At 56.0% G+C, this 20,751-nt stretch carries 19 protein-coding genes and 1 pseudogene; 14 read left to right on the forward strand and 6 right to left on the reverse strand.

Annotated elements, in window-relative coordinates; genetic code table 11:
- Positions 1-215 precede the first annotated feature (215 nt).
- The 8 genes from aguA to BT116_RS09775 all read left to right on the forward strand — a co-directional run bounded on the left by aguA (position 216) and on the right by BT116_RS09775 (position 6,769).
- Complete coding sequence (aguA, locus tag BT116_RS09740; protein ID WP_072342784.1) at positions 216-1,322, forward strand: agmatine deiminase; 1,107 nt, start codon at positions 216-218, stop codon at positions 1,320-1,322.
- Positions 1,323-1,564: 242 nt separating this feature from the next.
- Positions 1,565-1,765, forward strand: coding sequence for a hypothetical protein (locus BT116_RS09745; RefSeq protein ID WP_072342788.1), 201 nt, complete (start codon positions 1,565-1,567; stop codon positions 1,763-1,765).
- A 236-nt stretch (positions 1,766-2,001) separates the two neighbouring features.
- Positions 2,002-2,673 (forward strand): DsbA family protein, encoded by a 672-nt coding sequence (locus tag BT116_RS09750; RefSeq protein ID WP_072342791.1) that lies wholly within the window; start codon positions 2,002-2,004, stop codon positions 2,671-2,673.
- A 251-nt stretch (positions 2,674-2,924) separates the two neighbouring features.
- Positions 2,925-4,211: an OprD family porin gene (locus tag BT116_RS09755; RefSeq protein ID WP_072342793.1), complete on the forward strand. Its 1,287-nt coding sequence runs from the start codon at positions 2,925-2,927 to the stop codon at positions 4,209-4,211.
- Positions 4,212-4,565: 354 nt separating this feature from the next.
- Positions 4,566-5,312, forward strand: a complete 747-nt coding sequence (locus BT116_RS09760) for a 2OG-Fe dioxygenase family protein (RefSeq protein ID WP_003196764.1) — start codon at positions 4,566-4,568, stop codon at positions 5,310-5,312.
- Between the two features lie 13 nt (positions 5,313-5,325).
- A complete protein-coding gene (locus BT116_RS09765) occupies positions 5,326-5,763 on the forward strand; it encodes a GNAT family N-acetyltransferase (protein WP_170845933.1) in 438 nt (145 codons plus the stop codon).
- Positions 5,760-6,473 carry an AzlC family ABC transporter permease gene (locus BT116_RS09770; protein WP_003196767.1) on the forward strand — a complete coding sequence of 238 codons (714 nt, stop codon included), beginning with the start codon at positions 5,760-5,762 and terminating at the stop codon, positions 6,471-6,473. Before BT116_RS09765 ends, BT116_RS09770 begins: the two co-directional genes overlap by 4 nt.
- On the forward strand, positions 6,452-6,769 hold the full coding sequence (locus BT116_RS09775) for an AzlD domain-containing protein (RefSeq protein WP_063323390.1): 318 nt from the start codon (positions 6,452-6,454) through the stop codon (positions 6,767-6,769). Before BT116_RS09770 ends, BT116_RS09775 begins: the two co-directional genes overlap by 22 nt.
- On the opposite strand, the gene BT116_RS09780 is transcribed toward BT116_RS09775, so the two are convergent.
- On the reverse strand, positions 6,686-7,612 hold the full coding sequence (locus BT116_RS09780; protein ID WP_072342796.1) for a LysR family transcriptional regulator: 927 nt from the start codon (positions 7,610-7,612) through the stop codon (positions 6,686-6,688). The genes BT116_RS09775 and BT116_RS09780 overlap by 84 nt on opposite strands.
- A gap of 346 nt (positions 7,613-7,958) precedes the next feature.
- On the opposite strand from BT116_RS09780, the gene BT116_RS09785 reads away from it, so the two are divergent.
- Together BT116_RS09785 and BT116_RS09790 are read left to right on the forward strand one after the other, a co-directional pair.
- Entirely contained in the window at positions 7,959-8,369 is a 411-nt protein-coding gene (locus tag BT116_RS09785; protein ID WP_072342799.1) for an MbcA/ParS/Xre antitoxin family protein, read from the forward strand.
- Positions 8,369-9,046: an RES family NAD+ phosphorylase gene (locus BT116_RS09790; RefSeq protein ID WP_072342802.1), complete on the forward strand. Its 678-nt coding sequence runs from the start codon at positions 8,369-8,371 to the stop codon at positions 9,044-9,046. The genes BT116_RS09785 and BT116_RS09790 overlap by 1 nt, the downstream gene beginning before the upstream one ends.
- Positions 9,047-9,206: 160 nt before the next feature.
- Here BT116_RS09790 and BT116_RS09795 read toward each other — a convergent pair whose 3' ends face one another.
- A complete protein-coding gene (locus BT116_RS09795; RefSeq protein WP_072342805.1) occupies positions 9,207-10,814 on the reverse strand; it encodes a methyl-accepting chemotaxis protein in 1,608 nt (535 codons plus the stop codon).
- A gap of 264 nt (positions 10,815-11,078) precedes the next feature.
- Positions 11,079-11,357 (reverse strand): annotated as a pseudogene (locus BT116_RS09800) (DUF3077 domain-containing protein).
- Positions 11,358-11,803: 446 nt separating this feature from the next.
- On the opposite strand from BT116_RS09800, the gene BT116_RS09805 reads away from it, so the two are divergent.
- Positions 11,804-12,763, forward strand: coding sequence for a LysR family transcriptional regulator (locus BT116_RS09805; protein WP_371856166.1), 960 nt, complete (start codon positions 11,804-11,806; stop codon positions 12,761-12,763).
- A gap of 19 nt (positions 12,764-12,782) precedes the next feature.
- Here BT116_RS09805 and BT116_RS09810 read toward each other — a convergent pair whose 3' ends face one another.
- A complete protein-coding gene (locus tag BT116_RS09810) occupies positions 12,783-13,244 on the reverse strand; it encodes a Rid family hydrolase (RefSeq protein ID WP_072342809.1) in 462 nt (153 codons plus the stop codon).
- 274 nt (positions 13,245-13,518) lie between these two features.
- On the opposite strand from BT116_RS09810, the gene BT116_RS09815 reads away from it, so the two are divergent.
- On the forward strand, positions 13,519-14,205 hold the full coding sequence (locus tag BT116_RS09815) for a hydrolase (RefSeq protein WP_042730239.1): 687 nt from the start codon (positions 13,519-13,521) through the stop codon (positions 14,203-14,205).
- Positions 14,206-14,743: 538 nt separating this feature from the next.
- On the forward strand, positions 14,744-16,333 hold the full coding sequence (locus BT116_RS09820) for a DUF6119 family protein (protein WP_072342812.1): 1,590 nt from the start codon (positions 14,744-14,746) through the stop codon (positions 16,331-16,333).
- Between the two features lie 25 nt (positions 16,334-16,358).
- Here the strand turns inward: BT116_RS09820 and BT116_RS09825 are convergent, their stop codons facing one another.
- Positions 16,359-16,640, reverse strand: coding sequence for a hypothetical protein (locus BT116_RS09825; protein ID WP_072342815.1), 282 nt, complete (start codon positions 16,638-16,640; stop codon positions 16,359-16,361).
- The gene (locus tag BT116_RS09830) at positions 16,637-17,617 is read right to left on the reverse strand and encodes an integrase domain-containing protein (RefSeq protein ID WP_072342818.1); all 981 of its coding nucleotides are present in this window, start codon (positions 17,615-17,617) and stop codon (positions 16,637-16,639) included. The genes BT116_RS09825 and BT116_RS09830 overlap by 4 nt, the downstream gene beginning before the upstream one ends.
- 1,140 nt (positions 17,618-18,757) lie before the next feature.
- Here BT116_RS09830 and BT116_RS09845 point away from each other — a divergent pair.
- Positions 18,758-20,746: an RNA-binding domain-containing protein gene (locus BT116_RS09845; protein ID WP_072342827.1), complete on the forward strand. Its 1,989-nt coding sequence runs from the start codon at positions 18,758-18,760 to the stop codon at positions 20,744-20,746.
- Positions 20,747-20,751: the final 5 nt, after the last annotated feature.

Below are 20,751 nucleotides of genomic sequence, written 5' to 3' on the forward strand. Positions count from 1 at the left end.
GCGTGCTCACGATGACGGTGTCCTAGCCAATATTGATTTGGCTGACCCACCGCTATCGCGAGCAAGCTCGCTCCCATTGGGTTCGCATTAATTTATAAAATCGATTTTTGTCGATGTTTGGCGCTATTTTTTGATGGGTGTTAGTTTTTCTGGCTTTATTAGTCGATATTTATCGTTTATAAGGTTGCCACTGCCCATCGCCCAGGAGATGACCCATGACAACGTTGCACAGCACTCCCCGCGCGGATGGTTTCCACATGCCTGCCGAGTGGGCGACCCAGACCCAGGTCTGGATGATCTGGCCCGAGCGCCCGGACAACTGGCGCCTGGGCGGCAAGCCCGCACAGGCCGCCCACATAGCGGTCGCCAAGGCCATCGCCCGTTTTGAACCGGTGACCGTGGCGGTGTCTGCGGCCCAATACGAAAATGCCCGGGCGCGTCTCGATGTGCCGAATATCCGCCTGGTGGAAATGTCCAGCGACGACGCTTGGGTTCGCGACACAGGGCCGACATTCGTCATCAATGACAACGGCGAAGTGCGCGGTGTCGATTGGGATTTCAACGCCTGGGGCGGTTTCGACGGCGGCCTGTATGCACCGTGGAACCGTGATGCGCAAGTGGCCAGCAAGATTCTTGAGATCGAGCGCAGCCCGCGTTATCACACCGAAGGTTTTGTGCTCGAGGGCGGCTCGATCCATGTAGATGGTGAAGGCACCCTGATCACCACCGAAGAGTGCCTGCTCAACCGCAATCGCAACCCGCACTTGAGCCGTGAAGAGATCGAGGCAGTGCTCAGCGCGCAGTTGGCGGTGGACAAGATCATCTGGCTGCCGGACGGTCTGTTCAATGACGAAACCGACGGCCATGTGGATAACTTCTGCTGCTACGTGCGGCCAGGTGAAGTCCTGCTTGCCTGGACCGACGACCCGCAAGACCCGAACTACACCCGCTGTCACGCAGCGATGAACGTGCTGCAAAACAGCACTGATGCCAAGGGACGCCCGTTCACAGTGCACAAAATGCCGATTCCGGGGCCGTTGTACGCCACCGAGGAGGAATGTGCCGGTGTCGACGCGGTGCAAGGGTCCCAAGAGCGCAACCCGACCGTACGGCTAGCCGGTTCCTATGTGAATTTCCTGATCGTCAACGGCGGCATCATCGCCCCAAGTTTTGACGATCCGCTGGACGCACCGGCCAGGGACATCCTGCAGAACCTGTTCCCGCAGCACGAAGTGGTCATGGTGCCAGGGCGCGAACTGTTACTGGGTGGCGGCAATATCCATTGCCTTACTCAACAGCAACCTGCACCGCGCGCAAAATGAGTGGCGATGTAACAGCTGGGTGACATCGACCGCGCCGGCTCTAGGGGGGCGGTTTTGGATCCATGCCGGCAAGCCCGCGGCCCGATTGGCGCGCGGGTTTTTTTGTGCCTGTTTATTGGCGTGGCGGATACATTGGCATAGCTCTTGTATCTGTACTTCGGCAGTTCTGGGGAGAGAACTGAGTTGTTTTGTCATAAACCTTGGATAAATTGGCCGCTCATCAACCAGGAGAGGGCGCTGGAATGAATACGATAAGCGAGCGCACATGCCATCCCTTGGCCGTTAATGGTGAGTCGCTTCAAGCCTTGGCTCAATGGTTGAAATCCAACGGAACACGTCAGATCAGAGAACCTGATCCGCGCCAGGTAATCGTTGAGCGTTACCCCGTTGGCCTGTTCAGCGAGGCGGAGCTGGAAGCGTTGTGGGATGTGATGCAAGGATAGAATTCGACGGATTGATAAAAAGCGCTGGCCGGGATGGCAGCGCTTTTTTTTGTATCCGCAGGCTTTCAAATTCGCACGAATCCTAGAGGAGCTAGCCAACTCCCATATAGGGGGGCAAATTCAGTGGGGATATTCGACCGATTCACGAAACACACTGAAAACCGTTTCAGCGTTTTTCCGCAGCGCTCTCAAGACTACCCTGCTGCCATCCAATTCCCATGGTTAGCGGAGTCCTCATGGCCACTCTTCATTATATCTACGACCCGCTGTGTGGCTGGTGTTACGGCGCCAAGCCGCTGGTGCAGGCTGCCCGAAGTGTATTGCCGGTGATTGCTCATGGCGGCGGTATGATGACCGGTGCCAATCGCCAGCAGGTTTCGCCGCAATTGCGCGATTACGTGATGCCCCACGACCGGCGCATCGCCGAATATTCCGGGCAGCCGTTTGGCGAGGCCTACTTTGAAGGTTTACTGCGTGACCACCGCGCCGTGTTCGATTCGGCGCCGCCGACCGCCGCCATCCTCGCTGCCGAACAGCTCGGCGGCCACGGCCTGGAATTGCTCGGGCGCCTGCAAACCGCGCACTACGTCGAGGGTCGGCGCATCGCTGACGAAACCGTCCTGCTGGAGTTCGCTCAATCCATTGGCCTGCCGGCCCAGGCGTTCCTGGCGGCGTTGCGCGCGGTTGACGTGCAGGGGCATATCAAGGCCAGTCGTACCTTGCTGGCCCAGGTCGGCGGCCAGGGTTTCCCGACCTTGGCCCTGGAGCAGGACGGCCAGTTCACGCTGATCGACATCGGCCCCTGGCTCGGCAAGCCCGAGGCATTCGTCCAATGGCTGGCGCAAGCCACGCCGGTTCAGGCCTCCACGCCACCAGCGGCCTGCGGTCTGGACGGTTGTTCGCGGTGAGCAGTTCTTAGACATTTTTTGCCTGATTACAGACGTTTCACGAAATTGACACACCGTTGAGGGCGCGACTAGGATTCGTCCTACGCCTGTGGCTAACAGCCATGACTCTTAAATAATAAAAAGGCCCGACACGATCACTCGTGGGCGGGCCTTTTCATTATTTCCAGGAGCAAGAGTCCGAAAAAGAGCGCAAAAAGCGCCATTTCGGTTGCCCGCCACAGTGCGTATCAACCCGTACAAGGAAAATAAACATGTTGAACAAGCGCATTAGTTTGATCGCACTGGGGATCTTGAGCACGACACACGCCATGGCCAATGACCAGGCTGAGTCCAAGGGGTTCGTTGAAGACAGCAGCTTGAAAGTGCTGTTGCGCAACGCTTATATCAACCGCGACTACAAAGATGGCAACCAAGACAAGGCCGAATGGGGCCAGGCAGCCATAGGTACCTTCTCGTCCGGCTTCACCCAGGGCACCGTGGGTGTCGGTGTGGATGCGTTCGGCCTGTACGCGCTGCGTCTGGACGGCGGCAAAGGCCGCAGCGGTGCGGGTGGCATCGACTTCTTCAAGCAAGGCGACAGCGGCAACGCGGCCGATGACCTGTCCAAGTTCGGGGCAGCGGTCAAGTTCCGCGTCTCCAACACCGTGCTGGCCTACGGCGACCAGATGCCGGCCCTGCCGGTGCTCAGCTATGACAACTCGCGCCTGTTGCCGGAAAGCTACACCGGCACATTGATCACCTCCAAGGAGATCAAGGGCCTGGAACTCAATGCCGGCCGTTTCACCGCCGAATCGCGCAAGAGTGCTGAAGGCCGCGACAGCGGTGGCCTGAAGTCGATCAACGTCTTGGGCGGTAGCTATCAGTTCACCGAGCAGTTCAAGGCTTCGCTCTACGCTTCGGATGTCGAAGACGTATTGAAGAAGCAATACGTGAACGCCAACTATGTGTTCCCGCTGGCCAAGGATCAGTCCCTGACCCTGGATTTCAACGGTTATCGCACCAAGCTGGACAACAGCTACGTTCGTGAAAACAACGTCACTGGCGATGACAACAAGATCTGGAGCCTGGCTGCCACCTTCGCCACGGGTCCGCACAGCTTCACGCTCGCCCACCAGCGCAGCACCGGCGACAGCAACCTGGGTTATGCCTACGGTGGCTATCAGCGCGAGCAGAATCGGGTGGGTGATGGCGGCAATACGATCTACCTGGCCAACTCCTACTGGTCCGACTTCAACGCTGAAGACGAACGCAGCTGGCAGTTGGGCTATGGCCTGGACTTCACCACCTTCGGCGTACCGGGCCTGACTTATAACGTTGCTTATGTGCGTGGCGATAACATCACCACCTCGACCAGCGAAGGCGGCACCGAGCGCGAGATCTTCAACCAGTTCAAGTACGTGGTCCAGAGCGGTCCGGCCAAGGACTTGAGCGTAAGGTTACGCAGTTCCGTGCTGCGGGTGTCGCAGAAGTCCAGCGAGTACAACGTCAGCGGCAATGAGCTGCGGGTGTTCGTGGATTACCCGATCAACGTCTTCTGATGCCTGATCAGGTTGTAAGTCTATAAAACCGTGGCGAGGGAGCTTGCTCCCGCTGGGCTGCGCAGCAGCCCTTCTGGTGTGAGCACTGCGCACTCAAGCGGGAGCAAGCTCCCTCGCCACAATTGATTCAAACCTGCCTGAAGTGGATAGCGTTGCGACCTCAAACTCGGGTCTTTTTGGCTTTCAGCGCAAAAAACACCGCTGGAACCGCCTGTTTTCCCGAACAAAAGTCGTACTCAAGCAATTTTTGCCACCGTTTCAAGCGCCGCTTGAAATGCCTCAAATACTTTCTCATGGACGTAAATCCTGCACCTACTAGATTAGGCCGCTCAATGCAGCGGAGACCTATGAAAAATGATCGTTCTGAACAGGGAAGTGGGCGAAGCGCTAAGACGTGACAAATACGTCAATGTTCGCGGTGGAGACTTCAACCTCTACGGTCATTTCGGCGATTTTGTCCGGCTGACCAAAAGCTGGGAAAACATGGAGCCCGACAGCTACTACGGCCAGGCCGAGTCAGGCATGCGTTTTCGCCGCTACAGCGATTTCGAATACAACCCTACGACCCGCGAGCTCACGCAGCTCGAACACCGGGCCTACATTCAGTCCAAGGCCAACAACAGCTATGTCGGTGGACTGGAGCGGCACTTTCAGGACTTCTCCAACGAAGTGATCAATTCGCCGGTGATGCGCAGCCTGATCGACACGGACTTCGAGGTCTACAAGAACGTCCTGCCGCAGGAGCTGCACGATGAAATCTGGCAGTGCCAGATCCATCAGATCCGCATCGAGATCAAGCCGGGCAAACAACTGGAAATCACCCCCGAAGGGATTCACTGTGATGGCTATCCGTTCAGCGGCGTGCACTTCTGGGGTCGCCAGAATGTGGCGGGTGCGGAAAGCCGTTTGTACAGCGCCCAGGAAGAGCAGCTGGCGGCGACGACCTACGAGGACATCCTCGACACGACGTTCTTCCTGGATCGCGACATGCGCCATTACGTGACCCCGGCGCGCAACACCCATAGCCATGACATGGCGTACCGGCAGATCCTGGCCATCTCCTTCTCGCGGCCCGGGACCGCTTTCGACATTGTTCGCTGAACGGCTCGAACCCATGGACGACCCGACGCAGCAGGTCCTGTTGCGCCGGGCCATGGTCCGGGATGCCGAGCGACTGGAGCGATTTTTTCGCGGTTTCGACGAAGTGTCGTTCTGCGAATGGCAGGACGCCCGATTCTTGCGCGGTGTGTTGTTGCAGGAAACCACCACCGCGTACCTGGCTATCGATGCGAGCGGTGACGTGGTGGGCGCCGTGATCGGCGGTATGCTCGGTACCCGTGGCACGATCAATCACCTGGCGGTCAGCATGCAGCATCGCGCCAAAGGCCTGGGCCAGCGCCTGGTTGAAGCCGCGTCGGCTGACATGAAACGGGTCGGCGTGCTGCGCATGTTCCTTTTTGTCGACGATGCTAATCTGGCCGGCAAGCGCTTCTGGGCGGCCCAGGGCTTCTGTGAGCCCCGGGGCGAAATCACCTTCGAGAGGGATTTATGAACAAGACTTCCAGCCAGCCGCTGGCGGTCGAACCACAAGCCTCGCGTACCTTTGCTGAAGCCAGTCCGGTGGTAGCGGGTTATTTCACGGTTTCGTTTGTGTTCGGTCTGATGGCGGTCAACGCCGGGTTGCCCTTGTGGTTGCCGGTGGCGATGTGCCTGTTCGTCTACGCGGGCGCTTCGCAATTCGCGGCGCTGGCGCTGATTTCCAGCGGCGCGTCGCTGACCACCATCGTGCTCACCACGTTCCTGATCAATGCCCGCCACATGCTGATGTCGGTCTACATGGCCAAGGCCCTGCGTGCGCTGGGGCTCAGCCGTTTCGAGCGCTGGTGCTACGCGGCGGGGCTGACGGACGAGTCGTTCGCGTTCCACAGCGTCAAGCTCGGCAGCGGGGCGCCGGTGAGTGTGCGCTACCTGGTTGGCTTCAACCTGTTCTGCCACACATCCTGGGTACTGGGTGGCTTGCTGGGCGCCGTATGTGCGCAATACGCGGCGCACCTCATCAAATACCAGCTCGACTATGCGTTGACCGCGATGATGCTCTATGTGCTGGTTTCGTTGTGCAACACCCGCAACAAACTGATCGCAGCCCTGGCGGCTGTCGTCTGCATGGGCGGGCTGAGCCTGCTGGGCAGCTCGCCATTCAATGTCTTCATTGCCACGTTCGTTGGCTGCGGGGTAGGCGTATGCCTGACCAAACGTTCCTGATCCTGGTCGTGGTCCTGATGATGGCCGTGACCTTCCTGCCGCGCGCCCTGCCGTTGCAGATCAATACCGAACACTGGCCGCCCTTTATTGCCCGCGCCCTGGAATACCTGCCAGTGGCGATCGTCGCTGCCATCAGTCTGACTCCCTTGTTGATCAAGGATCAGCAGATACAACTCGACCGCCCTGAGTTTTATGCCGCGATTCCGACGCTGTTATGTGCGTATTTCAGCCGCAACCTGTTTCTCAGTGTGGCGGTGGGCACGGCGGCGTACATCGCGCTCGGTTCGTTCCTGTAGCGTCAGGTCCACCACATCGTGCAGTGCCTGGCCGGACAACTCCGGATTGTTCACCGCCAGGCGAACCTCAAGGAAATCCTCGAAATCCGGGAAAATCGCCAGGCCGTTGCGCAGCGCGGCTTCCCGGGACACCAGCCCCAAGCCATCGAGCTGTGTGATCAATGACAACGTCAGCGTCTCACTGCAGGAATACACCATGCGCTGGCTCGACCCGTATTCACCCAGGCCGGCGTCGAGAAAGCGCAGGAAACTGTGGGAATACGGGCATTCTTCTGCCGGACGCACCTGAAACTTGTCACCGAGCAGGCCAAGGGAATCGTCTGCATCGCCACAATGGGCGCCGACCACCCGCACCTGCACATCCGGCATGGTGATGCTGGTAAAACCGCCCTGTTGCTGGCCGATCAGGATCGCCAGGTCAAAATCTTCATTCCTGAGTTTGCTCAGGTTCTCCATCGACTCGGCGTAGCTGAATTCCAGTTGATACTGGGGGAACACAGCGATCAACCGGTCGATCATTCGCCGGTTGAACTCCGCCGGCAGGGTGGTATTGAGCGCCATTTTGAGAGTGCGCTGTCGCGGGGTCTTGAGCGCCGCGACTTTCTCCTCCAACTGCCGGGTGGCAACCAGCACCTGATCCATGAAGGGGGTCAGTTCCGAGCCTTGGCTCGTCAACGTCAGGCCCTTGTTCGAGCGCCGGAACAACCGGAAACCGAACTGTTCCTCGACCTTGTTCAACTGCGCCGCCAACGCCTGCACCGTGAGGCACGAATGCTCGGCCGCTGCCGACAACGAGCCGGTCTGCACGATACGCATGAGGTTGCGTAGGGTTCTGCTATCCATGAGGTAATGCCCTCTGCTTAAGTGGGCTCGCTATTGTTGTGCACCTGGTCCGGGCCAGGCAGTGCATGCTGGCTATCATCATGCACCTTGCCACGGTTGTCGCGATTTTGTGCCGAAAAGCGTCGGCAGGCGATGGTTGGAGCTTATGCGGGATTTGGGGATTTTGCTCAACAGATGCTGGCCAAGACCCATTAGTGGGAAGCTGGTTACGTTTGTTGACCTGCAAAGCCATGTCGAATTGTTCGAATAGAACATCGACAGAGTACATTTGCGAATAAAAACTTAAAAATAATCCACATCTGTACTATCCTCTAAACACCACCCCGCGATAAAGGAGCCCAACCCCATGGCGACTTCCTCCATCACTCTCAATGCGCAGCAACAATTGGATTCCCCGGATGCGGGTCGAGTCGCATTGAAGTTTTTCTTCAACCTCATGGCGCTCTGGGGCTGCAGCGTCGAGCAGCAGCGCACATTGCTAGGCAAGGTGGGAAACACGACCTTCTACAAATACAAACAATTGCCGGAAAACGTGAAGCTGCCTCGCGATACGCTCGAGCGCATTTCCTACCTCATGGGTATCCACAAGGCACTGAGCATTATCTTCAGCAACAGCCGGGACCGTGCTTATCAATGGGTCAGCAGCCCGAACACCGCGGCACCGTTCAACGGTCAGTCGGCACTGTCCTACATGCTGACCGGCCGCGTGATAGACATCGCCGATGTGCGGCGATACCTCGACGGAGTGCGCGGTTGATGATGCCACCACTGGCGGACCCGCAATGGAAACGGGCCTATCGGATCGTCAACAGCAGCTTCCCGCCGATTTCGCTGTTTGAAGACGTACTCGACCCTGAAGACCTGCCCACGGCCTATGCCCTGGAAGCGTTGACCAACGATCGGCTGATGGAGCAAGCCGGCGTGCTGTCCCGGGTCCGCCCCGAGGACCGCATTTCCGGGCCCGGCTCCTCGCCGGTGATGGCGGCGTTTACCCACATCGGCAAAAGCAGCCGCTTCAGCGACGGCACCTTCGGCGTCTACTACGCCGCCAGCAGCCAGGAAGCGGCCATCGCCGAGACCTGCTACCACCAGGCGCGATTCCTTGGCGCGACCAACGAGCCAGACCTGGAGCTGACCATGCGCACCTACGTCAACAAGGTCGTCAAACCTCTGCACGATATCCGCCACGACTACCCCCACCTCCACGACCCGGACCCTACCGCCTATGGTCCGTCCCAAGTGTTCGCCCGGCAACTGCGTGAAACCTTGTCGTGGGGGCTGCTGTACAACAGCGTCCGCCTGTCCGGCCACGAATGCGTGGCCGCGTTTCGCCCTCCGGCGGTTTCGATTCCGGTGCAGGGCAAGCATATTCGGTACGTCTGGAGCGCCCAGAAGCGGGAGATTTCGTTTGTGTTCGAGGTGAGTCAGGTGTGAGCGGGACTTTTGCTAGCTCGGATTGATCGTTACCACGCTCCCGCGTGGGAATGCATCCCGTGACGCTCTGCGTCACCATGCGGAACGCAGAGCGTCCCTGGCGGCATTACCACGCGGAGCGTGGGAACGATCAAACGGGAAGTTGCTACGGCCTGATTGATCAAATCTTGAACTGCTGCACCGAAGCCTGCATCGATCCCGCCGCATCGTTCAATTGATCCGCCGTTTGCGTCAGGTTGTGAATCGAACGGGTGTTCTCGCGGGACTGCTCGGCAATCGACTCCACCCGCTGAGCCATTTCATCACTGGCTTTGGATTGCTCGGCAATGGTCTGGGAAATTTCCTCCACCACTTCGGCTGCATGCCGGGCGCCGGTGCGGATCTCGCTGATGGACACCCCGGCCTGCTGGGCCAGGTTGACGCCTTCGTCCACGCGGCTGACACACGCTTGCATGTTCGCCACCGCATCCCGTGCGCTGGACTGGATGCGCTCGATCATCGCGGTGATTTCCTGGGTAGACTGGGTGGTGCGCGCCGCCAGGTTGCGCACTTCGTCGGCCACCACCGCAAAACCACGGCCCGCCTCGCCGGCGCGGGCGGCTTCGATGGCGGCGTTGAGCGCCAGCAGGTTGGTCTGTTCGGCAATGCTCTTGATCACCTGGATAATGGAATGAATGTCCTCGGACGAGGCGTCCAGCGCGGTGATCTTGCTGGAGGACTGGTTGACCACCTCGGCGATCCGGTTCATGCCTTCTACCACCCCGAGAATCACCTGGCCGCCGCTGCTCGCCAATTGTTCGGACTGCGCCGAAATCGTCCGGGCGCTGTCGGCGTGCTGATGGATCTGGCTGATGTTCGCCATCATCTGCTCCATGCTCGCCGCCATGCTGGTCGCGCTCTGGGCCTGCTGGTCGGCACTGGACACAATCTGCCGCGCCGTATCGCCCAGATTCCGGGACGTACCATGCAACTCATCGCTCTGGCCGCGGATCGTGGCGATCATCTGCCGCAGATTGGTCTGCATCTGCTCGATCACGCCTTGTAGCTGACCCAGCTCATCTTTGCTTTGAGCCCCCATCGACCGCTGCAGATCCCCTTGGGAAATCGCCTGGGTATTGAGGATGATCTTGTTCAGCGGCGTAAGCACTGCCTTGAGCAGGCTCCACGACAACAGCGCCAGCGCCACGCAGGTGGCCAGCAAGGTGATGAGCAACCAACTTTGCGACGTTTGAATGCTGCTGTCCTGATGCTCGCGGGACGACTGCGCCTGGTTCTCGATCAGTTCGCTCACCGCTTCGTTGCGTTCCTCCAGCGCTGAAAACGCCTTGTCGAATTCTGCCCGCAACGCCTGGCCATCCTGGGCACCGCTCAGTGCCTTGCCGATTATTTGCTTGGCTTTGTCGATATAGGTTTCGACCTGTGGTTTAAGCTCGCCAATTGCCTTGGCGACATCCCCCGGCAACTTGGCCTCGGCGTTTTCGGCGATAACCTTGCGCATCCGCTGCGTATGCTCATCGAATGCCTCCGTCACCTCCTTGGCCGCCTGAGTGTCCCCCGGTGCCACCAGCAATGCCGCCAACACATCGGCACGAATGGCGTCGTGCATCATGTCCGCCTCCATGTGCTTGCGCATGGCCGAAATACTGGTCTCGTTCTGCACCAGGGCCTCGGTCATGGAGTGATAACCCCACAGCCCTATACCGCCGAGCAATAGCGCAAAAGAAAGACTGACCAACCCCGAGCCTATGATTTTGGTGCGGATCTTCATCGCTTACTGCTCCTGGAGCGGGGGAATTCTGGGAAGTGTAGTCGAGCGCCAGCAGAGCCTTGGGGTAGCCCATGCTCTTATCTGAGGCTATCGGCGGGGGAAATGATTAGATGAATACAGCGCCAACTGTTTGGGCCTGGGACAGAGTGAACCTGTGGAGAGGGGATTTATCCCCGATGGGCGTGAAGCAGCCCTTCTTTGATCTGCTCCGGCAGATAAAATCCAAGGCTGCCCCGCTCGTGAGCAGCATTGGGTTTGCAGCTCTTAAGCCGGATTACTCCCCGGCGCCTCCAGCACCTTCACCACGTCATCGATGACGGCCTTGCTCATATCCTGCAAATAACACGAAGCCCAGGCATACCGATCCGTACCGCGAATCATCGCCGCGTCCTCGGCCAGGACCTTGGCGACGTGGAGCAGACCGGAAGCGTGGGACAGGGCTTAGCCGATGGGTATGTCGCTGTTGACGCGCAAGAGTGGGCGGTCGGAGTGGTAGCAGAAGGGGGTTAGGCCTGGGGTTTTTAGGTCTTTGGGATGGGTCATTGCGCACCTCCATTCGCCAATTGGCGGCGGACGATGACTAGCAAAGCGATAAAGCGAGACTGCAGCAGATCCATGGCATGCATCGATAAACTCCCATATCAGATGGGAGCTGCCACGTTCGTTCTCAGGCGAATGGGTGGCAGCTGTGCGCAGGCTGAGAAACCGGAGATACAGGAACCCGGCAGACCCGAAGGTCTCCCACGCACAGCCGCCATTGCACGGAATGCGGACATAAAAAAACGCCGCAAAACGTGGTTCGGGCGCTGTAGCGCCTGCATCTTACTCGGGTTCTCAGGCCCGGTCGCTGAATTGGCAGCGACGGTTGGAGAGTAGCGGGCGATTGGCACAAACTTGGGGATACCCCAATTACTTTGTTCCCCGTTAGCCTTTTCGTATGATGAGCGAACATGCTATTTGGAATATCTCGCGTGAATACGCCACCTAACATCGGTTCATCACGCCAGGCAGTGCAAAAGGGGGGCAGATCGGATTTCAGTGATGCTGTGGCCCAGCTCTCATGGGACGACTTGCGCATTATCAAAGCGCTCAGTGAATGCGCAAATCGCACTGATGCTGCCAAAAAACTGGGGATCAACATATCCACGGTATCGCGTCGAGTGGCCCAGCTTGAGAAAACACTTGGAGTTGCACTCTTCGATCACCGCCGCTCGGGATACATGCTCACAGCGGAAGGCGTAGAGCTGCGAGAGCTCGCCGAGCGAGTCGAACTGGATATCGTTAGTGTCGCACGGCGTGTGTCACGGGCGGGTCAGGGGCCACTCGGAAAACTCCGCATCACCACCAGCGATTCGCTGCTGCTGTACTTCCTCACACCTATCATTGCGCAATTCAAAGCTCTGAATGAAGGGATAGCGATTGAAGTACTTGTAGGCAATCAGACATTGAGTCTTGCCCGCGATGAGTCGGATATTGCGGTGAGGGCGACCAATAAACCAGCTGAAAGTTTGGTTGGGCGCAAACTCGCGACAATTGCCTGGGCGCCATACGGCAGTGATAAAAACGCACCGACCTCGACACCTTTCGCAGAAGGCCAGGCGTGGGTATCTTACTCGGCAGCTTTATGCGGCCTCAAAGCAACGAGCTACGTTGATAGCAGAGTTCACCCCGATTGCATTTCGTATCGTACCGACTCCGTTGCCGCTGCAAGCGCTGCGATTGTAGCGGGTCTTGGTTTTGGGTTCCTTCCCTGCATGCTGGGTGACATCACGCCGGGATTGGTGCGTGTCGGCCCGGTTGTGCCTGAACTTCAGGATGGGCTTTGGCTGCTGACTCACCAGGACATTCGAAAATCATGGCGAGTCAAGGCGTTCATGACGTTTTGCGCAGCGGCGGTTGCCGAACTCAAGCCCTTGGTCGAAGGCCAGCGAGCTCTCCCGGTTTCGTAGACGAAACCGGGAGCACGTCTTAGCGGGTGCCGGAGCCAATGACCGCCTTGCAGACAATTTCGATCAACTGCGAACGCTGTGCGAGCCTCGATACGCCGATGATGTTGCTCGCGCACTGGGGCCGCTCGGTGCCAAACGCAGCCTTGCGAACATTGCCTACCACGGCAAACGCCGCGTCCATGTCCAGCACATAAAGCGTCTCTTCGACCACGTCTTCAAGTGTTGCGCCATACAGTGCAAGCAACTTGGAGATGTTGTCGTAGGAAGCGCGCATTTGCTCTCCCATCGAAGAGAAATCACTGGGCTTGCCTTCGCTATCGAGTGGGGCAGGAGCTACCAGGTTGCCGTCTTCATCATGGTTGAATTGGCCGGATATATAGATGTCGTTTCCGACTTGTCTGGCCTGCGGGTAGCCGTAGCTTTCTTCCCATGCGACTCCCCAGTAAGCGGTTTTCTTTCCGAACGGTTGCGAAGCTGACATTGCATTCTCCTGGCGTAGAACAGACTGCTCGCACAGCGGCAGTCCGAGTTGTGGGAAGCCAGAGACTAGCACCGCAAATGATTTTATAAGGGCGTATTAATGCGTCTCTGGAGACGCATTAATGCGCCCCTAAAATCGTGAATGATCGGTTACCTTGAACTCGAAATCGGCGCCGCACCTACCGCCAACAACCTTCCGTGATTTTCAGCGGACAGAAGATTGGCCCGGCCCGCAAAGAGATTAGAAGACCATCATTTCACTAAAGGGAACCACCATGAACAATCCAAAAACCGAAGTCTTGACCCCTCAAAACAGCCAACTGATTTTCATTGATCAGCAGCCCCAGATGGCCTTTGGGGTGCAAAGCATCGACCGCCAGACGCTGAAGAACAACACGGTCGCTCTGGCGAAGGCCGCAAAAATTTTCAACGTGCCAACCACTATCACCACCGTCGAAACCAATAGCTTCTCCGGCCACACATATCCCGAATTACTCGCTGTGTTTCCTGACGCGCCTCTGCTGGAGCGCACCTCGATGAACTCGTGGGACGACCAGAAAGTCCGTGACGCGCTGAAAGCCAATGGCCGTAATAAAATCATCGTCTCTGGCCTTTGGACTGAAGTGTGCAATACCACATTTGCACTTTCCGCCATGCACGATGCCGGCTACGAGATCTACATGGTCGCCGATGCTTCCGGTGGCACAACGAAGGAGGCTCACGATTACGCCATGCAGCGCATGATTCAGGCCGGCGTGGTGCCGGTCACCTGGCAGCAGGTGCTGCTGGAGTGGCAGCGTGACTGGAACAACCGCGACACCTACGACGCCGTCATGAATCTGGTGAAGGAGCACTCCGGTGCTTACGGCATGGGCGTCGACTATGCCTACACCATGGTGCACAAGGCTCCCGAGCGTGTAGACCACGGCCCGACCCTGGCACCTGTGGCCGCCTCTGTCTGAGCCTCACTGGCCCTCATCAAATGGGCCATTGTGGGGGAGGATCACTGGCAAAAAGTGCTGTTTGGTTAAGCCGGTCCAGGGACGGCTGCCTGTTGTCTTGGCTGAAAGATTGTCGGTGGGGTTGATGGCCTCATCGCGAGCGAGCTCGCTCCCACAGGTTTTTAGGGGGAAGTGAACACCCCAGAAACAACAAAGCCCTCGCATTTCTGCGAGGGCTTTGTTTTGTATGGTGGCACCAGGAGTCGTACTGGATCTTAAATTTATGATTATTAAAAAAATTTCAGATAATCGCTCTGCTTTCTACCTCTAAAACTACCCCAAGGCGCCCCCTCCAAAATGGCAAGCGAATTTGCATCTTAACCGGGAGCATTTTGCAAGTGGTTGCTTGTATGCGGCTGGAGCTGTATCGCAAGTAAACGCAGCTATACGGAGAAAACAAGAGAATTGGCCAACTTATACCTCCCGCACATATTGCGTTGGAAATTCAGAAATGGCACCTTTGGTGCTCGCTAGGGAAGGTACTCCAACGGAGGCGGGCATGGCTAATACTTATAATATTTACAAAGTAAAACCCCATAAGCTGGAACAACTCAAAGAAAAGCTCCGGGCAGTAGGTCTGGCTGAGCAGAAAACTCATGTTGCACAAGCTTACTCGAAAACATTTTACTATTCTGAAGTTAATCCGGGGAACGACGTTTGGTGGTGGGATACGTATCGAACCTTCTTTAAAGATGGTTTGCCAGCGCCTAAAAATATCTTCAATTTTGGGATGTTGCTTTGTCAACATACAGCCCAGCCTGAAACGATCTATGCGGTCAGTTTGGGGAAGTCGCATTTTTATCTGTCTAAGTTTATTCAGCTTGATTTTGGCATTGACTTGGCTATCCGCATGGCGGACGAAAACTCAATCCTTCTGAAGAAAAGCCGCTATTTTACGGGTACTAAAAGACAGGATGTTTCGTCGTACCAACAATTTCAGATTGATAGCTACGAGCCGGGCGAATCAGTTGATCATCTCAAGCTAAAAGCAGCAGACAAAGATGTCTGGGGGAAACGTAATATTATATTTGCAGACTCCATCCAAATGGACATGGATAAGGCACCACTCGAGTTGTCAGAAATCTTCGAGCAAATCGAAAGAAGTTACCAGGACGACAAAATTATCCACTTGCCTAAATTAGAGGCTGTGACAGATGAGTTGGGCGCTGAACTGGATGCTGTTGCGTTTGAGAGCTTGAAGCGTGGGGAGGGAGAAGTTGCCATTCAAGAATTCCAAGTGCACGGAGTTACAATATGCTTTAGTTTTCATGACTACGATTATCGAATTTCAGCAAGAACTGCAGATGACATTTATCGCAAAGATTTAGGGAATACGCTTGATATTGTTAATGTCTCGGAGTTCATTCGAGATCATGCGGGGATTACAAATATTAATGAGCTCTCCGTTCAGTTTAAGAATGAGGATTCTGGGGCTTTTACCAAGCCACTTAAAGAGCTGCTGGATTTCCCGATATCCTTCGATGGTGCAGATTACTTTCTGAAAAGTGGAGAGTGGTTTGTTTTCAATCAGACTTTTATGGATTATCTAAAGCGTTCCTTGGAAAGTATTGATGTAGTTATTGAGGAGGATTTAGTAGAAGCGGATTTTCAGAATTGGAAAGCCGAGAAAGAGCGAAAAATTGCCGCCAATGAGCCGGTCGATGATAAGCTTACTTACCGAGAAGCATATTTTAACCAGAAAATATGTAATGAGCGTGGATTTGTATTGCTTGATCGACAGTTGACTCTAATTCAGTCGCTAAAGAAAAAGAAAAATCAGTACCGGGTCGAGATTGCTGACATATTCAAGTCGGGTGAGATTATTTCCGTGAAAATTTCTGAGACAAACTCTGAGCTCATTTATAATATTGAGCAATCCAAGGACTCTGTAGAGTTGATCAAAAGAAAAACAATAAAATTCGATAAGGCCATCAAAACAGCTTCCTTGTGGTTTGTGTTTGAGGGGGACATAAGAAAGATTACAGATTACAACTCCATTCAGTTCCTTCTGGCTGTGGAATCATGGCACAAGCTTGTCAAAGGATTCGGGTTGAAGCCAAAGATATACATATCCAAACACGTAATCTAAATATGCAGTTAGTGTGGGTATCAATTCAGTTGTCCGCTAAGTGATTGAATACCCATGATCTTCCTAAACGACGGACGAGCAGCCGTACTGTCAAAAAGTAATAATACTTCGTCGCCTTACTGCGCTGGGTCAGGCGATGATCTAAGAACCATGCGACATGTTTTCTCTGCCAAGGCGTCTTTCGCTGCCAACGCTCTGCAATTTCCATTTGAATAAGCTTCGCTTGACGCAAATGGCGTTGCCGTGTTGCATACGACCCCGTCAGCACCGCAGCCAAGAACAGTTCCATATCGAAGGGCTTACTCATGTCCGCCCCCCGATGTAGGCTGCAACCACATCAATCCTACCGTGCCCCAATTCGTAGCTGATTTGTCGTCGGGCCTCGCGGTCAAGGCACCGATTGATCCCGCAACATTCCCCGCCGTTGATCGGCGCGCGGTGATTCGTGATCCGCTCATAGCGTTCACACGCGTACGCCGCCCGTAGCTCATGAAAACCTTTGAGGTTGTGTGCATGTAGGACGTCTCGCGCCGGACGGACGACTTCCCGCAGAACACTTAAGTAATTTTCGCTTGGCGTAATCAGGTTGCGGCCACCCGCAGGCGATACCTGTTCTGCAAATTTAAGCGCTTCGCGAATATGGTCATCCACCCTGATCCAACGAGGCGCGGTTGCGCCGCCGCGGCCACCTTTAGTGCCATCCTGGATGTTGATCTTGTCGTAGTGTTCGGCTTCTCTTCGCAGGCGCGAAAGGTCGGCCAAGATGGCCTCGCGCAAGCGCATGCCGGTGGCTCGCGCCAACTGGGCGATGGCCGCCGCACGCGGCATTTGGTGTTCGCAGAGCACGTCGACGATCCGCTTCACGTGTTCGCGGTCTTGGCCTTGCGGCACCGAGCGACGAACACTGTTCCGCCGCATTTCCAGCGTCTTGCTCGGACTCGGCACTTTCACATACTGATCACCGCGAAGTGCGGCCATGGTTCGGTTTACGCTGGACAACCGGTTTTGCGCGGTGGCGATGCTGATAGCGCCTTGTTCAACTTGGTGACGCAGATGACCGGCGTAGTCCAGCAAGGTCCGCCAATCAATTTGCCTCGCATCGTTAAACCCGGGCCCATCCTCAGACCGACACCATCGTACAAATGCCAGCCAACGATCACTGTGCGCTTTGACGGTCCCGTAATGCCCTCCGCCGAACATGTCTTTCAACGCCTGCGGCCCGGCATAACTCAATTGCCGGCCATAGCCAAAATTACGCCCGTCACGTTTACCTACCAGTGCCATGATCGAACTCCTCTTGAAGCCAAAACGTTTCAAACCTTCCTCACGTCATCCCGCCACGAATGTTGAGTGTTATCAGGGATCAAGGCCCCTGCGACCTGTGAGGGTTGTCCACTAACGCGGGACTTACGGCTCCTTACGACCGGGAGCTTGGGCATCTCATGATCCGGCCTCCTGAACACTTCCAAAGAAGTGGGCGGGTGGAGGCTGCGCTGGCTGACGAGACCAGCGTCGCGAGATCCTGAGTTGGGTGAAGGCAGTGATGCGATGACCGGGGCATGCCTGACTGTCAGTCAGGTGCAGTCCGTTCCTTGGACTGCGGCACCATCATCTGCATCGCTATTGTTGGTTACTTCGGTGTTTGTCACGCCGATTGTCACGAGGGGGAGTGCCGCAAAGCCTTGTACGAGTTGGGCTGCAGCAGCGGTAGGAGCGCCCGTCTCTTTCCGGGAGAAAGAGACGGGCGCAGGTTGGCGCAATGAAATGGCCAAGCGAATAGGTTGCTGCAGGGCAGCTATAAAAGGGTATGAGTTGCCGCAGTGGCACTCTGGTAGAAGTGGGCATCCATCACATCGCTGTGACCGTGCGAGCCGCCGGACGCTAATCGCACTTTGGGGGAACCACCACGGTATGGCGTAGCCTTAAAGGTTCTGGCTACCTGGGTTGCTGTCAACGACAGCGCTTTGCCGGATCTTTTCTACGCCTGTGGATAATTTGGGTCAAGGCTCGAATCTTCGGGAGTACTGCGGCTGTGGATGAAATTATCCACCGGTGGAAATCCGTGGTTTTCCACAGACAGTTGGATGAGCTTTAGATTTTTTAAGTGAGGTCCATCCAAGCAGGGCGGCTTTGCAGCCCTGTTTGGATGGACCCGCGTGGACAAACGGATCATCGAGATTTCGAGAACGTACGCTTACTTTGCTGCGCCGCGATTGGCTTTTGGCCGTGTGACATTCGTGCAGAGTCGTGAGTGACATCCTCCTGCTGATTCGTGACAGGGAATCGGCTCCACCAGTTCATGATCAGTCTCCGCTCGTCGAGTTGCGTGCGACTATGGAAGACTGAGTACAATCCCCGCACGTATGTCTTTTCTTCGACCTTTTGCAGCTACGTGAAGCAGGCTGATCATTTAGGAAGTCTTTGATGTCACTCAATCCCCACACCCTTGAAGACCTGCCCTCGCTGGTTGAATCTGTCGAGCTCGAATGCAAGCTCGCTCAGGGGCAGGATGGGAAGGGAGAGTTGCCTAAGGATTTCTGGTTAACCTACTCCGCTTTTGCTAACACTCAGGGTGGGGTAGTACTGCTTGGCGTGCGCGAGAAGGATGGGCAGTTCAGCGTTGCAGGCCTATCAAATATCGAGAAAGTACGTACTGACCTGTTCAATACCCTCAACAATCCGGCCAAGGTCAGTGTCAATCTGCTGACTGACCGGGAGGTGGTCGTCAGAGAGTTGGAGGGCAAGCAGGTACTTGAAGTGAAAATCCCGGCGGCTTCGCGTAAGCAGAAGCCGGTATTTCTCAATGGTCAGCCGCTAGGTAACACTTATCGTCGATTACATGAGGGTGATCGGCGTTGCTCTGAGGAAGATGTTCGCCGCATGTTCGCAGAGCAAGTGGAGGACTGTCGGGACGAGCGGATTTTGCCAAATTACGACTTCGCAGACATCGATCCGGACAGTCTGCGTATCTACCGCCAGATGCTAAGCGACATAAAGCCAGGCCATCCAGCGCTGGAGCACCAAGGGATTGAGTTTCTTCGACAGATAGGCGGCTGGCGAAAGGACCGAGCGAACGGAGTCGAAGGGCTGACTCTGGCAGGTTTACTGATGTTCGGACGCTGGCTTTCGATCCAAGAGAGTGTGCCGCATTACTTTGTGGACTATCAGGAGCGGCCGCAGGCCAAAACAGAACTACGTTGGGTGGATAGACTCGTCCCTGATGGAACCTGGTCAGGAAATCTGTTTGATTTCTACCGGCGGGTTTATCGCAAGTTGGTTGAGGACCTAAAGGTACCGTTCGCTCTCAAAGGTGATCAGCGCCAGGATGACACACCGGTACATGAAGCTCTGCGCGAGGCTTTGGTTAATACCTTGGTCCATGCGGACTATACCGGGCGGGTTTCTGTGTTAGTCGTGAAGCGTCCTGACTTGTTTGGCTTTCGCAATCCAGGCGGCTTACGTTTACCCCTTGAGCAGGTGTTGCAAGGTGGTACCAGCGATTGCCGGAACAGGCTAATGCACCAAATGTTTCTTCTTATCGGTCTTGGCGAGCGTGGTGGTTCTGGGGTTCCAAAAATCTACAGTGGGTGGCGCAGCCAGCATTGGCGACCGCCAGCCCTTTATGAAAAGCCCGAGCCCGAGCAAACCCTTCTTGAGCTTCGCATGTTGGACTTGCTTCCTGAAGGGGTGGTGGAGCAGTTACGAGAGCGATTTGGGGTTCGTTTCGAGAGCTTGGAACATACTGCCAGGTTGATTTTGGCCACGGCCGCGATTGAGCGGGTGGTCAGCCATAATCGTCTCCTTGAGATTTGTGATACTCATGCTCATGACTTGAGCCAACTGCTTGCGCGGTTGGTACGCGAGGGATTCCTTGTGCCCGACGGGCGCTCACGGGGCATGATTTATCACCTGCCGGGTGAGCAACTGCCTACGCCGGAGCAAGTGTTCGCAGGTCCGCTACAGAGCTCCGAACATTACGCCGGCAGCTCCGAACATAACGGGGCTAGCTCCGAACATAACGCAGGTAGCTCCGAACATAAGGTCGAGCTGGATATGCAGCGAAACGATGATGGCTGCTTGTTGAGCGATCATATTGACGCGCCGCTGATCGATGCTTTGGACAGGCTTGATGCAGGGTTTCGAGAAAAGCTCGAAATACTGGCTGAGGAGCCGCGCAATCGAGAGCGCATGCAAAAGGATCGTATGCAACAGGTGATTATCACCCTATGCAAGGAGCACTATCTGACGCTCAACGTGTTGGCTAATTTGGTAAAGCGCAGTCCAGATGCCCTCCGTCAGCAGTACCTGAATGGAATGGTGAAAAGTAGGCAGATTCAGTTGGCATTTCCGTCCAAACCGACTCATGAAAGGCAGGCGTACAAAGCGTACGTTGGTGGGCAGGACGAGGAGTAGGCTAA

Source organism: Pseudomonas sp. NFACC16-2 (assembly GCF_900119205.1).
Taxonomy (GTDB): Bacteria; Pseudomonadota; Gammaproteobacteria; order Pseudomonadales; family Pseudomonadaceae; genus Aquipseudomonas; species Aquipseudomonas fluorescens_Q.

Excerpts from the sequence above, each read along its gene's own strand:
- BT116_RS09770 (WP_003196767.1), top strand. The coding sequence starts at position 5,760 with ATGAACAAGACTTCCAGCCAGCCGCTGGCGGTCGAACCACAAGCCTCG.
- BT116_RS09755 (WP_072342793.1), top strand. The coding sequence starts at position 2,925 with ATGTTGAACAAGCGCATTAGTTTGATCGCACTGGGGATCTTGAGCACG.
- BT116_RS09815 (WP_042730239.1), top strand. The coding sequence starts at position 13,519 with ATGAACAATCCAAAAACCGAAGTCTTGACCCCTCAAAACAGCCAACTG.
- BT116_RS09785 (WP_072342799.1), top strand. The coding sequence starts at position 7,959 with ATGGCGACTTCCTCCATCACTCTCAATGCGCAGCAACAATTGGATTCC.
- BT116_RS09745 (WP_072342788.1), top strand. The coding sequence starts at position 1,565 with ATGAATACGATAAGCGAGCGCACATGCCATCCCTTGGCCGTTAATGGT.
- BT116_RS09810 (WP_072342809.1), bottom strand. The coding sequence starts at position 13,244 with ATGTCAGCTTCGCAACCGTTCGGAAAGAAAACCGCTTACTGGGGAGTC.
- BT116_RS09830 (WP_072342818.1), bottom strand. The coding sequence starts at position 17,617 with ATGGCACTGGTAGGTAAACGTGACGGGCGTAATTTTGGCTATGGCCGG.
- aguA (WP_072342784.1), top strand. The coding sequence starts at position 216 with ATGACAACGTTGCACAGCACTCCCCGCGCGGATGGTTTCCACATGCCT.
- BT116_RS09845 (WP_072342827.1), top strand. The coding sequence starts at position 18,758 with ATGTCACTCAATCCCCACACCCTTGAAGACCTGCCCTCGCTGGTTGAA.
- BT116_RS09760 (WP_003196764.1), top strand. The coding sequence starts at position 4,566 with ATGATCGTTCTGAACAGGGAAGTGGGCGAAGCGCTAAGACGTGACAAA.
- BT116_RS09790 (WP_072342802.1), top strand. The coding sequence starts at position 8,369 with ATGATGCCACCACTGGCGGACCCGCAATGGAAACGGGCCTATCGGATC.
- BT116_RS09820 (WP_072342812.1), top strand. The coding sequence starts at position 14,744 with ATGGCTAATACTTATAATATTTACAAAGTAAAACCCCATAAGCTGGAA.
- BT116_RS09765 (WP_170845933.1), top strand. The coding sequence starts at position 5,326 with ATGGACGACCCGACGCAGCAGGTCCTGTTGCGCCGGGCCATGGTCCGG.
- BT116_RS09825 (WP_072342815.1), bottom strand. The coding sequence starts at position 16,640 with ATGAGTAAGCCCTTCGATATGGAACTGTTCTTGGCTGCGGTGCTGACG.
- BT116_RS09780 (WP_072342796.1), bottom strand. The coding sequence starts at position 7,612 with ATGGATAGCAGAACCCTACGCAACCTCATGCGTATCGTGCAGACCGGC.
- BT116_RS09775 (WP_063323390.1), top strand. The coding sequence starts at position 6,452 with ATGCCTGACCAAACGTTCCTGATCCTGGTCGTGGTCCTGATGATGGCC.
- BT116_RS09750 (WP_072342791.1), top strand. The coding sequence starts at position 2,002 with ATGGCCACTCTTCATTATATCTACGACCCGCTGTGTGGCTGGTGTTAC.
- BT116_RS09795 (WP_072342805.1), bottom strand. The coding sequence starts at position 10,814 with ATGAAGATCCGCACCAAAATCATAGGCTCGGGGTTGGTCAGTCTTTCT.